The organism is Pseudomonas sp. NPDC089554, from assembly GCF_050280645.1.
Classification (GTDB): domain Bacteria; phylum Pseudomonadota; class Gammaproteobacteria; order Pseudomonadales; family Pseudomonadaceae; genus Aquipseudomonas.
Window position 1 is genome coordinate 18,183 of record NZ_JBNNVR010000033.1, and the last position, 13,656, is coordinate 31,838.

The following is a 13,656-nucleotide window of genomic DNA, read 5'->3' on the forward strand; positions in this document are numbered from 1 at the left end:
GCCCCCCATGGAACTCGCCAATATCCTCACCCCCACTGGCTGGGTGCGTGGCCAACTGGTTCTGGCCGACGGGCGTATCAGCGCCATCGAGGGCGAGCCTTGCGACCCGGCGAACAACACCCTGCCCTACCTGCTGCCCGGCTTCATCGACCTGCACGTACACGGCGGTGGCGGCAGCGACGTGATGCAAGGCAGCGAGGCCTTCGCCACCATCGCCCGCACCCACCTGCGCTTCGGCACGACCTCGTTGCTGGCCACCACCATGACCGCTCCGCGCGAGGAACTGCACGCGGTACTGAGCGCCCTCGGTGAACACCTGTGCAAACCCCGTGGCCAGGCGGCGCGGATACTCGGCGTGCACCTCGAAGGCCCGTATATCAACCCTGGCAAGCTGGGTGCGCAGCCGAACTTCGCGCACCAGGCACTGCTCGAAGAGGTCGAGGCTTATCTCGCGCTGGCACCGATCAAGGTCATCACCATCGCCCCGGAAATCGCCGGGCACCTGCCGTTGATTCGCGCCCTCAGTGCACGCGGTATCCGCCTGCAAATCGGCCATACCCTGGGCAGCTATGAAGAAGGCGTTGCCGCCCTGGAGGCAGGCGCCAGCAGCTTCACCCACCTGTACAACGCCATGAGCCCGCTGCACCACCGCGAGCCCGGCATCGTCGGCGCTGCCCTGGCTCACGCCCGCTACGCCGAGCTGATTCCCGACCTGCTGCACGTGCACCCCGGCGCAATCAAGGTGGCGCTGCGGGCCATCCCCTGCCTGTACTGCGTGACCGACTCCACCGCCGCCGCCGGTATGCCCGACGGCGAGTACCGCCTGGGCAGCCACACCGTGACCAAGTGCCTGGGAGGGGTGCGCCTGGCCGATGGCACCCTGGCCGGCAGCACCCTGACCATGGACCAGGCGCTGCGTAACCTGGTGAAAGTCGGCCTGCCCCTGGCCGAAGCCTCGCAGCGCCTCTCGCAGTTCCCCGCCGACTACCTGGGCCTGGCCGATCGCGGCCGCTTGCAGGTTGGGGCGTGGGCGGATGCTGTGTTGCTGGATCGTCAACTCAATCTGACCGCCGTGATGGTCGAAGGAGATCGTTCGTGAGTTCAAGGATGCTCGAAGAGGCACGCGCCTGTGCCGATGTCGTCGAACGCCAGTTACAACACCATGAGCCCGCCTGCGCGGCGCTGGCCGAAACCCTGCGTGGGCTCGCACCGCAAGTGGCGATGACAATCGCCCGCGGCAGCTCCGACCACGCAGCCAGCTACTTCGCCTACCTGGCAATGCAGCAACTGGGCCTGCCAGTGGCGTCGCTGCCGATGTCGGTGGTAACCCTGCAACAGGCGCCACTGCACGTGCGTGGTCAGGTGGCGCTGGGCCTGTCGCAATCGGGACAGAGCCCGGACCTGGTCGAAAGCCTGCGCCGCCTGCGTGCAGCCGGGGCAACCACCGTATCCCTGGTGAACGCCGAAGACTCCCCGCTGCAACAAGCCTGCGAGCACCACTTGCCGCTCGGCGCCGGCCCCGAGCTGAGCGTGGCGGCGACCAAGAGCTTCGTCGCCACCCTTGCTGCCAGCGCACGCCTGGTCGCCCACTGGGGCCAGGACCGTGCCCTGCTCGACGCAGGCCACGCCCTGCCTGCGCAGTTGCGCCAAGCCGCCGAACAGGACTGGCAACACGCCGTCGACATGCTGCAAGACAGCCAGCGCCTGATGGTGATCGGCCGTGGCGCCGGTTTCGCCATTGCCCAGGAAGCGGCGCTCAAGTTCAAGGAAACCTCGGTGATCCAGGCCGAGGCCTTCAGCAGCGCCGAGGTGCGCCATGGGCCGATGGCCCTGATCGACGCCCAGTACCCCTTGCTGGTGTTCGCCCCTCGTGGTGCCGAGCAACCCGGCCTGCTGCAACTGGCCGCCGACATGCGCCAGCGCGGCGCCCGCGTGTTGCTGGCAGCCCCCGACGACATCGCCGAACGCGACCTCACATTGACCCGCGCCAGCCACCCGGCGCTGGACCCACTGCTGGCGATCCAGAGCTTCTACGTCATGGCCGCCCACCTGGCCGTGGCCCGGGGGATGGACCCGGACCAACCACGCTACCTGAGCAAAGTCACCCGTACGCATTGACGCCACGAGGAACAGCGGATGTCCAACAATAAGAAAATCACGCTTCATGCCCCTTTGAGCGGGCCGGTGGTGGCGCTGGAACAGGTCCCGGACCCCGTGTTTTCCAGCCGCACCCTGGGCGATGGCATTGCCGTCGACCCCATCGACGACTGCCTGCGTGCGCCCTGTGCCGGTGAGGTCGTCCAGCTGGCACGCAGCGGCCATGCCCTGACCCTTCGAGCCGACAACGGGGCAGAAATCCTCCTGCATATCGGGGTAGATACCGTGCAATTGCAGGGTCAAGGTTTCGCCCCCCAGGTGAGCCTTGGCCAACGGGTGGAACGCGGCCAAACGCTGGTGCAGTTCGACCTGGATCGAGTGGCGCAGCATTGCGTCAGCCTGGTCACGGTGATGCTCATCGGCAATGGCGAAGACTTCGCCGTGCAGCGGCTCGAAGCGAGCACCGCCACGCCCGATACACCGCTGCTCGAGGTGCAGGGCCACGCCAGCACTTCCAGCACCCCGACAGACGCCCACCTACATAGTGTGAGCGGCACTGCTCGTGTCGCTCATCAGGGCGGATTGCACGCCCGCCCTGCCGCCCTATTGCGCCGCACCGCACAAGGCTTCCAGGCCAAGGCCGAGTTGCACTTCGCTGGACGACAAGCCGCACTGAACAGTCTGGTGGCAATGATGGCCCTGGGCGTGGGGGAAGGCGATGAAGTGCAAGTCAGCTGCACCGGGCCGGATGCCCAAGCCGCCTTGCAAGCACTGCTCGCCGCCTTGGCAACACCCACGGTAGGCGAGCGGCATGCCCCCTCGCCGGTGCCCCCCACCTTCATAGCCAACCCTCTCGAACCGGGCATTCTGGCCGGTGTCTGCGCATCCCCCGGCCTGGCTCACGGCCCCCTGGCCCGACTCGACGACATCACCCTGCCACAGGATACCGGGCACAACGACCCCGAAACCCAGCGCCAAGCCCTGCATAAGGCACAGGCCGAGGTACGCCATGCCATCGACCACGACCTGCGCCATCTGCCACGCGGCCAACAGGACGCCGCTGCGATCCTCGAAGCCCACCTGGCGCTGCTCGATGACCCCGAGCTGCTCGACAGCGCCCACCAACATATCGCCCAGGGCGTGGCTGCCAGCCACGCCTGGAGCCGCGCCATCGAGGCGCAGTGCCAGGTCCTGCGTAGCCTGGACAACCCCTTGCTGGCCGAACGTGCCAACGACCTGCATGACCTGCAACAGCGTGTACTGCGCGCCCTGCTGGGTGAAACCCGCGAGTTGCAGCTACCGCCTTCGGCGATCATCGTGGCTCACGAGCTGACACCTTCCGACCTGCTGCTGCTCGCCCGCCACGACATCGCCGGCCTGTGCATGGCGGCCGGTGGCGCCACTTCCCACGTCGCCATCCTGGCCCGCGCCCGTGGCCTGCCGTGCCTGGTGGCGCTAGGCGAAGCGGTTCTGTCACTGCCTCTGGGTACGCCGCTGGTGCTGGATGCCGAGCAAGGTCGCCTGGAAACCCGCGCCGACGCCGCGCGCCTGGTCGATGTCGAGCAGCAATGCCGCCAGCGCCGCGAGCAACGCCAGCGACAGCAAGCAGCGGCACATGAGCCGGCGCGCACCCGCGACGGACTGCACATCGAAGTGGCCGCCAACGTCGCCGGTGCCGAAGAAGCTGCCCAGGCATTGGCGCTAGGTGCCGACGGCATTGGCCTGCTGCGCAGCGAATTCCTCTTCGTCGACCGCCATACCGCGCCAGACCAACAGGAACAACGCGCCGCCTACCAGGCAGTGCTCGATGCCATGCCTGAGCGCCCGGTGATCATCCGCACCATCGATGTGGGCGGCGACAAGCAACTCGACTACCTGCCGCTGCCGGCCGAAGCCAACCCAGTGCTGGGCCTGCGTGGTATCCGCCTGGGCCAGGTGCGCCCAGAGCTGCTCGACCAGCAATTGCGCGCACTGTTGCAAGTAAGCCCGCAGCGCCGCTGCCGGATCATGCTGCCGATGGTCACCGAGGTGGACGAGCTGCTTGCCATACGCCAGCGCCTCGACCAGCTGGCCAACGAACTGGGCCTGCGCCAGCGCGCCGAACTGGGGGTGATGATCGAGGTGCCGGCAGCGGCGCTACTGGCCGAGCGCCTTGCCGAGCATGCCGATTTCTTTTCCATCGGCACCAACGACCTGTCGCAATACACCCTGGCCATGGACCGCGACCACGCGGGCCTGGCCGCACGCGTCGATGCCCTGCACCCGGCACTGCTGCGCCTGATCGACATGACCTGCCGCGGCGCGGCGCGGCACGGGCGGTGGGTCGGCGTGTGCGGAGCGCTAGCCAGTGACCCGTTGGCAACGCCTGTACTGGTTGGCCTGGGAGTGGCCGAGCTGTCGGTCAGCGCCCCGCAGGTCGGTGAAATCAAAGCGCGTATCCGCCAACTGGACAGCCACGACTGCGCGCACTTCGCCCAAGGCCTGCTGGCCCTGGCCAGCGCCGCGGCGGTGCGCCAGGCCTGTCGCGACTTCCAGCAACCCGCGCAGCAACCCGCGGCCCGCCGCGCCACGCACCGATAAGGGGGACGCACCATGTACCAGCACTTTATCCAGGGCCTGCAACGCCTGGGCCGCGCCTTGATGCTGCCCATCGCCATCCTGCCTATCGCCGGCCTGCTGCTGCGCCTGGGCGACACCGACCTGCTCGACATCGCCCTGGTGCACGACGCCGGCCAGGCGATCTTCGCCAACCTGGCGCTGATCTTCGCCATCGGCATCGCGGTAGGCTTCGCCCGCGACAACAACGGCACCGCAGGCCTGGCCGGCGCCATCGGCTACCTGGTGCTGATCGCCACGCTGAAGGTGATCGACCCGAAGATCGACATGGGCATGCTCGCGGGCATTCTCTGCGGCCTGTTGGGGGGTGGCCTGTACCACCGCTTCAAGGACATCACCCTGCCGGACTACCTGGCGTTCTTCGGCGGGCGACGTTTCGTACCGATCGCCACCGGCCTTTCGGCGGTCGCCCTGGGGCTTCTGTTCGGCCTGGTGTGGCCACCGGTGCAGAACGGCATCAACAGCCTTGGCCAACTCATGCTGGAAAGCGGCAGCATCGGTGCGTTCTTCTTCGGCGTGCTGAACCGATTGCTGATCGTCACCGGCCTGCACCATATCCTCAACAACCTGGTGTGGTTCGTCTTCGGCAGCTTCGAAGCGGCCAACGGGCAAGTGGTGACGGGCGACCTGGCGCGCTATTTCGCAGGCGACCCCAATGCCGGCCAGTTCATGGCCGGGATGTTCCCGGTGATGATCTTCGGCCTGCCCGCCGCGTGCCTGGCCATGTACCGGCATGCCCTGCCTGGGCGGCGCAAGCTGATTGGCGGGGTGCTGCTGTCGATGGCGCTGACCTCTGCGCTGACCGGGGTGACCGAGCCGATCGAGTTCGCCTTCATGTTCCTGGCGCCGCTGTTGTATGCCATCCATGCCCTGCTCACCGGGCTTTCCATGGCGATCTGCGACCTGCTGAACATCCGCCTGGGCTTCACCTTCTCCGGCGGCGGTATCGACATGGCCCTTGGCTGGGGGCGCTCGACCCATGGCTGGCTGGTGTTCCCGGTGGGGCTGGCGTATGCGCTGGTCTACTACTTCGTGTTCGACTTCTGTATCCGCCGCTTCGACCTGAAGACGCCAGGGCGCGAAGAGCAACCTGTTGCCGAGGTGTCCAGCGCAGTGGGCCATGGGACACGAGCTCGCGACTACATCCACGCGCTTGGCGGTGCGTCCAACGTACAAGGTGTAGATGCCTGCACCACGCGGCTGCGCCTGGTGCTGGCCGACCGAGCCCTGGCCCGCGACGATGTGCTGAAGCGCCTGGGCGCGATGGCTGTGGTACGGCCCGGCAGCGGCGGCAGCCTGCAGGTGGTGGTCGGCCCGATGGCCGATGCGCTGGCCGATGAGATTCGCGCGCAGCTGCCACAGGCGACCGAGGTGTTGCACGCAGACGATTGGCTGAACGCCCTGGGTGGGCGGGACAACCTGCTGGAGGCGCGGTGTGTGGCGTCGAGCCGGGTGCGCGTGCGGCTCAAGGATGAAAGCAAAGTGCAGCGCGAGCGGCTGGCGGCCATCGGCTGCCAGGGGGTTAGCCCACAGGCCGCTGGCGTTTGGCATTTGCTGGTGGGGGACAAGGCGCCTGGCTTGGAGCGGGTGTTGCAGGGTTGAGCGTAGTGCCGCTCCAGGCACACCAGCAATCCCTGGAGCGGGCTTGCCCGACGCCGGTCAGCCACTGATGATGCGCGCCAGCAATGAGCTGGAAAACCACCCCTCGTGCAGCGCGTCGAACAACAATGCCCCGCAATGTAAAGCTTCCCGCTTCGAAGCCTATTGGTAGGGCAGCATCGTGATAGCCCCACTCAAGCCCGAGGCTATCTGAAATGACTGACACGACCACGCTGACCAGCACCTTTGCAATGGACCAACTAAGCCGCGTTGCCAAAGAGTCAAGCGACCTGCTCTTCGCACAGCTGTTGCTACCCGTCTTCGGACTGGATATGCCTGCCAATCGTCTCCTGGCACTGAAAGCAGCGGCACTCGACGGAACGTTCTCACCGCCCACCTACCAGGTGGGCGACAGCGAAGGCGGCATGACCAGCTATGACTATTCGGCCCGTGTGATCAGTGTCGACCGTACCGCGATCGAAACGGCACTGGCACACCCTGAAAACAGTGCCGGCCTGTTGACAGCCATGCTCGAGGCCTTTGGCCTGCACGTCTACAACCTTCTGTACCAGGAACTTGCAGGCCCATCGGAAGGCGATGCCCCCACCCCTGCCGAGCTCCCCCCCGAGGACCTGGGCCATAAATACGCGGCCACGCTGATGTTCATGGATCAAGTACCAAACACTGACGTCGTCTATGGCGACTACACCAGCCCAGAACTCAGCGGCTCATTGACCTTTTCGTTTGCACCTTTGGAGGATCTCGACGAAGAAACGATCGAGCATTCGCGGCAGAAACGCTTTTCCCCTGAAGGTGGCCTTCACTCCAAATCGTTCGGTCATAGGAACATCGAAAAGGTGCTATCAGAAGTCGGCTTCGACGCCGATCAGATAATGAGTATCTACTTCGGTAACTGGCTACGCGACCATTCGCAAATCGTCGACGCCGCACTGATTCACATGCCCGGTCAGCCCCTACAACCGCCAACACTGTTTTCCCGAGCCGCGCTCACGAAACTGGTCGATTTTCTCGCTTTAAAAAAATTCCACACCTTGCAGGACACTTCCGAAGGTCGTGCCACATACACCGTGACGCCTGAAATGCTCGGCGTCTATCGTGCCTCAGAGCATCTCGACAACCCGACCAGGACCGACGAGGACGCAATACCACCGCAAGCCAAGGACCCAGACTTCGAGGCCGTGGTACATCCGCAAGACTCAGCCAACGAACTGAACCCTGAATATGGAAGGAAGCGGTACTTCGACAGTGCGGTCGACTACATGGAAGCCAAGCTGGTCGCGGCACAGGACGCTGGCATGACACCTGAAGGCATGCGCTACTTGGGAGAGGCGCTACACGTACTCGAAGATTTGTTCGCTCACTCGAACTTTGTCGAGCTGTGCCTGCGAAAACTCAACTACCAAGACGTCGTAGTTTGGACCACTGAAGTCGATATACCGGACAACCCAGCCGCTCGCCATGCCCTGGTTACCGGCATGTTCTCCAAACTTGATGTATTGGCCAGCCTATCCACGCCCTTGGCCGATGCCCTGTTCAAGACCGATAGCCTAGAATTCAAGCCAACCAAGCCCGGAGACCGCAGCGACACGGAGCAAATGTTGCTGATCCTGCTGAAAGACTATCCAAACCCAGCACCTTATAGGGCGCTAGAGGATACGTTGCGCATGCGCGACAACTTGGCAAGGCTCCCAATGATCCCTGAGCTCAAGGCAGCGTCATGGGTAATGTCCCAACCCCTCAATGCCATCAGTCACGCCAAGAACCTAATCATGAACCCATTGTTGAAGTACCTGGGCGATAACATCGGCACGCTGCAACTCAAGCTCGATGGCGACCCCAATACAGACGCCAACGTACTCGTCACCCACTCCCAACTGGCCAAGGACCATGACACCCACTGCTTCCATGAACTTGCGGCCCTCTTGGCGACTGACGCCGTGCAGACCGTTGGCCGTGCCATATACGAATACTGGAACGGCAACACCAATCGAAATCCGGCATCCCTGGCGACCAGTTTCTTCGTTCATCCGGGGCGTCTCAGCTGGTACGAAAAGATCGTCAAGCCGTGGGCCGAGGCCAATCCGGAAAAGATCAAGCAAGGCAGCGAACTCGAGCTACTGAGGGCAGAGCAGGAGAGAACGCTCCAGGAGATGGAGGCGCGGCTCAGTGGCCTGGACGAGAAAGTTGGCTATAACATCATTGCTTATCATGAATCCCTGAAAAACCTGTCTCCTTTCTGACCGAGCGCCCGCAACGGCGTCTTTGAACGTTAAGGTGGTATTTACGTGGCATGAATAATGGCACTGAGTTTTCAATACCACCTTGACAGGGCAATGTCTCCCGAGGCCGGTGCATGGTTTCTCCCGGCCTGGTCCTCCACGTCTTATGGCATGCGACGCAGCACAGCGTCATAGGCAGCCAGGTCGAGGAAAGCCGTCACCTCCACCGCTCGCCCCTGCTCCATGCGCATGATCCAGACGTAGTCGTTGCGGTAGGGCTTGCCATCGCGTGCGGTGGCTTCGCCTTTCCAGTTGACGATGACGTGATCGCCATCGGCCCAGATCTGTTTAGCGGTTGGCCGGATCGGCGTACTCAAGCGTGCCGTGAGAGGGCGGACAGCACGGGTCATCAAGTCATTGAGGCCCCGGTAGGTGCCCGCACTCGGCTCTGAGCCCTTGATCGTCCAGATGACGTTGGGCGACAGAACTTCATTGAAGAAGTTGGAGCCACCGGCTGCCCAGCGCTCGAAGGCTGCGGACACGATGGCCTTGTTGTCCTCGGCCTTGGCGGGAATCGTCAGGCAGGCAAGCACCGCGAAAAGCACGGCAGTGGAAAGGCGTTTGGCAAAACGGAACGTGGACATTGCAGGGCCTCCGGTCGGCATGAGCGTTGGCATCGATTCTCTCGACCGAAGAACAATCTCGGTAGCATCATTCTCCAGAATGACTGCACGATAGTCCGCGATTGAAAACAAAAGGGGCCGCAATGCGGCCCCTTTGTCGATATCTCAGAAATCGGCCAGCGGCCAGACTTCGTAGGCGGGAGTCTCGTACGGGTGGCTGGCCTTGAGCGCCGCGACAACCTCGCGAACCAACCCATCGGCCACCACCAGCTCGACCTTCCATTCCTCTACCTGCTCCACCTGGCCGGTCTGCCCGAGGTACGGCTGGCTGCCGTGCAACGGTCGAAACTGGCCCTGGCCGAGGGTTTGCCAGGCGCAGTGGTCATAGTCGCCGATACGTCCGCCACCGGCGGCGAACACAGCGGCCTTGACCACCTCCACATGGCTGGCCGGCACGAAGAAGGCCAGCTTGTACACCCTTAGTTCACCCAGACCCGCGCGTTGCGGAACATGCGCATCCAGCCGCCGTCTTCCTGCCACTCGTCCGGGCGCCAGGAGTTCTGTACGGCGCGGAACACCCGCTCAGGGTGCGGCATCATGATGGTCACGCGACCATCGCGGCTGGTGAGGCCGGTGATACCACGCGGCGAGCTGTTCGGGTTGGCCGGGTAGGCTTCGGTGACCTTGCCGTGGTTGTCGACGTAGCGCAGGGCCACGCAACCGGACAGGTCAGCCTCGAGCAGTGCTTCTTCGCTGGCAAACTCCGCATGGCCTTCGCCGTGGGCGATGGCGATCGGCATGCGCGAACCGGCCATGCCGTGCAGGAACACCGAGTTGGACTTCTGCACCTCGACCATGGCCACGCGCGCCTCGAACTGCTCCGAGCGGTTGCGCACGAAGTGCGGCCAGTACTCGGTGCCCGGGATCAGCTCGTGCAGGTTGGACATCATCTGGCAACCGTTGCACACGCCCAGGGCGAAGCTGTCGGTACGCTCGAAGAAGGCCTGGAAGGCATCGCGGGCACGGGCGTTGAACAAGGCCGACTTGGCCCAGCCTTCACCAGCACCCAGCACGTCGCCGTAGGAGAAGCCGCCGCAGGCCACCAGGCCCTTGAAGGCTTCGAAGTCGACACGGCCAGCGAGGATGTCGCTCATGTGCACGTCGATGGCCGCAAAGCCTGCACGGTCGAAGGCAGCCGCCATCTCGACCTGGCCGTTGACGCCCTGCTCGCGCAGGATCGCCACTTGCGGACGCACGCCCTTCTTGATGTAAGGCGCGGCGATGTCGTCGTTGACGTCGAAGCCCAGCTTCACCGACAGGCCTGGGTTGTCTTCCTCGAGCAGGACGTCGAATTCCTGGTCGGCGCAGTCGGCGTTGTCGCGCAGGCGCTGGATCTGGTAGCTGGTCTCGGCCCATTGGCGTTGCAGCTGACGACGGTTGTCGTCGAACAGCACTTCGCCGTTCAGGCTGATGGACACTTCGCTGCTGTTGACCGGCTTGCCGATCACCGCCACGCAGTCTTCGAGGCCAGCGGCGCTGAACTGGGCGAGCACGTCCGGGGTAGCGTCCTGGCGAACCTGGATCACTGCACCCAGCTCTTCGTTGAACAGAATCGCCGGCACTTCGCCGCGGCTGTCGGCCAGCGGGTCGAGGTGCAGGTCGAGGCCGCAGTGACCGGCGAAGGCCATCTCCAGCACGGTGGTCAGCAGGCCACCGTCGGAACGGTCGTGGTAGGCCAGCAGGTGGCCGTCGATGTTCAGGCCCTGGACCACGGCGAAGAACGCCTTGAGGTCTTCGGCGTCGTCGACGTCCGGTGCCTGGGCGGCGAGCTTGCCGTAGGTCTGCGCGAGGATCGAAGCGCCCATGCGGTTCTTGCCACGGCCCAGGTCGATCAGGATCAGGTCGGTCTCGCCCTTGTCCATGCGCAATTGCGGGGTCAGGGTCTTGCGAATGTCGGTGACCGGGGCAAAGCCGCTGACGATCAGCGACATCGGCGCAGTGACGCTCTTCTCGACGCCCTCGTCGCTCCACTTGGTCTTCATCGACATGGAGTCCTTGCCGACCGGAATGGTCAGGCCCAGCTCGGGGCACAGCTCCATGCCGACGGCCTTGACGGTGTCGTACAGGCGGGCGTCTTCACCAGGGTGGCCGGCGGCGGACATCCAGTTGGCCGACAGCTTGATGTCGGAGAGTTTCTTGATCGGTGCGCCGGCCATGTTGGTCAGCACTTCACCAATGGCCATGCGCCCGGAGGCCGGGGCGTCCAGCAGCGCGAGCGGGGTGCGCTCGCCCATGGCCATGGCTTCGCCGGTGTAGACGTCGAAGCTGGTGGCGGTGACGGCGCAGTCGGCCACCGGCACCTGCCACGGGCCGACCATCTGGTCGCGGGCCACGAGGCCGGTGATGGTGCGGTCGCCGATGGTGATCAGGAAGCTCTTGCTGGCCACTGCGGGGTGGTTCAGCACGCGCTGCACGGCGCTGTCGAGGTCCAGCTCGCTGGGGTCGAAGTCATCGCCCAGCTCGGCTTCGCGGGTGACCGAACGGTGCATGCGCGGCGGCTTGCCCAGCAGCACGTCCAGCGGCATGTCTACCGGGGTGTTGCCGAAGTGGCTGTCGGTGACGGTCAGGTGCGGCTCTTCGGTCGCCTCGCCGACGACCGCGAACGGGCAGCGCTCGCGCTCGCAGATGGCCTTGAAGCGCTCGAAGTCCACCGCGCTGACCGCCAGCACGTAGCGCTCCTGCGACTCGTTCGACCAGATTTCGTGCGGGGCCATGCCCGGCTCGTCGTTAGGCACGTTGCGCAGCTCGAAGCGGCCACCGCGGCCACCGTCGTTGACCAGTTCCGGGAAGGCGTTGGAGATACCGCCAGCGCCCACGTCATGGATGAAGGCGATAGGGTTCTGCTCGCCCAACTGCCAGCAGCGGTCGATGACCTCCTGGCAGCGGCGTTCCATTTCCGGGTTCTCGCGCTGTACCGAGGCGAAGTCCAGATCCGCCGAGCTTGCGCCGGTGGCCACCGACGAAGCGGCGCCGCCGCCCAGGCCAATGAGCATGGCTGGGCCGCCGAGCACGATCAGCTTGGCGCCGACGGTGATTTCGGCTTTCTGCACGTGGTCTTCACGGATGTTGCCCATGCCGCCGGCGAGCATGATCGGCTTGTGGTAGCCGCGCACTTCTTCACCGCGCGGGGTGTTGATGCTCTGCTCGAAGGTACGGAAGTAGCCGGTCAGTGCCGGACGGCCGAATTCGTTGTTGAACGCAGCGCCGCCCAGTGGGCCTTCGACCATGATGTCGAGGGCGTCGACGATGCGGCCCGGCTTGCCGTAGGCCTGCTCCCACGGCTGTTCGAAGCCTGGGATGCGCAGGTTGGAAACGGTGAAGCCGGTGAGGCCGGCCTTGGGCTTGGCGCCACGGCCGGTGGCGCCTTCGTCGCGAATTTCGCCGCCGGAGCCGGTGGAGGCGCCGGAGAACGGGGCGATGGCGGTCGGGTGGTTGTGCGTCTCGACCTTCATCAGGATGTGCACCGGCTCCTGCACCGCGCCGTACTGGCGGGTTTCAGGGTTCGGGAAGAAGCGCCCGGCGACGTTGCCGACGATGACCGAGGCGTTGTCCTTGTAAGCGGACAACACGCCTTCGCTGTGCATCTGGTAGGTGTTCTTGATCATCCCGAACAGGCTCTTTTCCTGAGCCTGGCCGTCGATGTCCCAACTGGCGTTGAAGATCTTGTGGCGGCAGTGTTCGGAGTTGGCCTGGGCGAACATCATCAGTTCGATGTCGTTGGGGTTGCGCTGCAAGCCCTGGAAGGCGTTGACCAGGTAGTCGATTTCGTCTTCGGCCAGGGCAAGGCCCAGGTCGACGTTGGCCTGGGCCAAGGCGGCACGACCACCGGTGAGGATGTCCACGGAGGTCATCGGCTTGGGCTGGGCGTGGCTGAACAGGTCGCTCGCCTGCTCCAGCTGGCTCAGCACGCGCTGGGTCATGCGGTCGTGCAGCTCTGCGGCGATGGCATCGGCGTCGGCAGCGCTCAGCTCACCGGCGACATAGTAGGCAATGCCGCGCTCCAGGCGCTGGATGGCCTGCAGGCCGCAGTTGTGGGCGATGTCGCTGGCCTTGGAGGCCCAGGGCGAGATGGTGCCCAGGCGCGGCACCACCAGGAACAGGCGGCCGCTCGGCTCCTGCACCGGGACGCTCGGGCCGTACTTGAGCAGACGGCCCAGCACCTGCTGCTGCTCGGCGGTCAGCTCGCCATCGACGTCGGCGAAATGGGCGAATTCGGCATACAAACCAGTAACAGCGGGAACTTTCTGGCTCAGTTGCTCGAGTAATTTACCGTGGCGAAAGGCAGAAAGGGCAGGAGCGCCGCGCAGGATCAACATCGTCGGGACAGCCTCAGGAAGGGGTGTGCTTAGAGGCCGTGCATTCTAGCCTAATTCCACGGCTTTCGGCACCCGCCAGAGGGCAATGCTGCCAGGCGGTGGAAC

Annotated in this window: 8 protein-coding genes; 5 read left to right on the forward strand and 3 right to left on the reverse strand. The window is 64.7% G+C overall.

Annotation, left to right across the window (positions count from 1 at the left end; all coding sequences use genetic code 11):
* Positions 1 to 7: 7 nt before the first annotated feature.
* From nagA to ACQKPE_RS12395, 5 genes are all read left to right on the forward strand, one after another.
* Entirely contained in the window at positions 8 to 1,099 is a 1,092-nt protein-coding gene (gene nagA, locus ACQKPE_RS12375) for an N-acetylglucosamine-6-phosphate deacetylase (RefSeq protein ID WP_427666166.1), read from the forward strand.
* Positions 1,100 to 1,107: 8 nt separating this feature from the next.
* On the forward strand, positions 1,108 to 2,118 hold the full coding sequence (locus ACQKPE_RS12380) for an SIS domain-containing protein (protein ID WP_427666209.1): 1,011 nt from the start codon (positions 1,108 to 1,110) through the stop codon (positions 2,116 to 2,118).
* 18 nt (positions 2,119 to 2,136) lie between these two features.
* Entirely contained in the window at positions 2,137 to 4,677 is a 2,541-nt protein-coding gene (gene ptsP / locus ACQKPE_RS12385) for a phosphoenolpyruvate--protein phosphotransferase (RefSeq protein WP_427666168.1), read from the forward strand.
* A gap of 12 nt (positions 4,678 to 4,689) precedes the next feature.
* Entirely contained in the window at positions 4,690 to 6,315 is a 1,626-nt protein-coding gene (gene nagE / locus ACQKPE_RS12390) for an N-acetylglucosamine-specific PTS transporter subunit IIBC (protein WP_427666170.1), read from the forward strand.
* 212 nt (positions 6,316 to 6,527) lie between these two features.
* The gene (locus ACQKPE_RS12395) at positions 6,528 to 8,573 is read left to right on the forward strand and encodes an HET-C-related protein (RefSeq protein WP_427666172.1); all 2,046 of its coding nucleotides are present in this window, start codon (positions 6,528 to 6,530) and stop codon (positions 8,571 to 8,573) included.
* A 143-nt stretch (positions 8,574 to 8,716) separates the two neighbouring features.
* Here ACQKPE_RS12395 and ACQKPE_RS12400 read toward each other — a convergent pair whose 3' ends face one another.
* The 3 genes from ACQKPE_RS12400 to purL all read right to left on the reverse strand — a co-directional run bounded on the left by ACQKPE_RS12400 (position 8,717) and on the right by purL (position 13,551).
* Entirely contained in the window at positions 8,717 to 9,196 is a 480-nt protein-coding gene (locus tag ACQKPE_RS12400; RefSeq protein WP_427666174.1) for a nuclear transport factor 2 family protein, read from the reverse strand.
* 144 nt (positions 9,197 to 9,340) lie between these two features.
* Positions 9,341 to 9,652 (reverse strand): NGG1p interacting factor NIF3, encoded by a 312-nt coding sequence (locus tag ACQKPE_RS12405; RefSeq protein ID WP_427666176.1) that lies wholly within the window; start codon positions 9,650 to 9,652, stop codon positions 9,341 to 9,343.
* 2 nt (positions 9,653 to 9,654) lie between these two features.
* Positions 9,655 to 13,551, reverse strand: coding sequence for a phosphoribosylformylglycinamidine synthase (gene purL, locus ACQKPE_RS12410; RefSeq protein WP_427666178.1), 3,897 nt, complete (start codon positions 13,549 to 13,551; stop codon positions 9,655 to 9,657).
* Positions 13,552 to 13,656 lie beyond the last annotated feature (105 nt).

What these genes read in the sequence shown, in the direction of transcription:
- nagA (WP_427666166.1), top strand. Translation starts at nt 8, where the DNA reads ATGGAACTCGCCAATATCCTCACCCCCACTGGCTGGGTGCGTGGCCAA.
- ACQKPE_RS12380 (WP_427666209.1), top strand. Translation starts at nt 1,108, where the DNA reads ATGCTCGAAGAGGCACGCGCCTGTGCCGATGTCGTCGAACGCCAGTTA.
- ptsP (WP_427666168.1), top strand. Translation starts at nt 2,137, where the DNA reads ATGTCCAACAATAAGAAAATCACGCTTCATGCCCCTTTGAGCGGGCCG.
- nagE (WP_427666170.1), top strand. Translation starts at nt 4,690, where the DNA reads ATGTACCAGCACTTTATCCAGGGCCTGCAACGCCTGGGCCGCGCCTTG.
- ACQKPE_RS12395 (WP_427666172.1), top strand. Translation starts at nt 6,528, where the DNA reads ATGACTGACACGACCACGCTGACCAGCACCTTTGCAATGGACCAACTA.
- ACQKPE_RS12400 (WP_427666174.1), bottom strand. Translation starts at nt 9,196, where the DNA reads ATGTCCACGTTCCGTTTTGCCAAACGCCTTTCCACTGCCGTGCTTTTC.
- purL (WP_427666178.1), bottom strand. Translation starts at nt 13,551, where the DNA reads ATGTTGATCCTGCGCGGCGCTCCTGCCCTTTCTGCCTTTCGCCACGGT.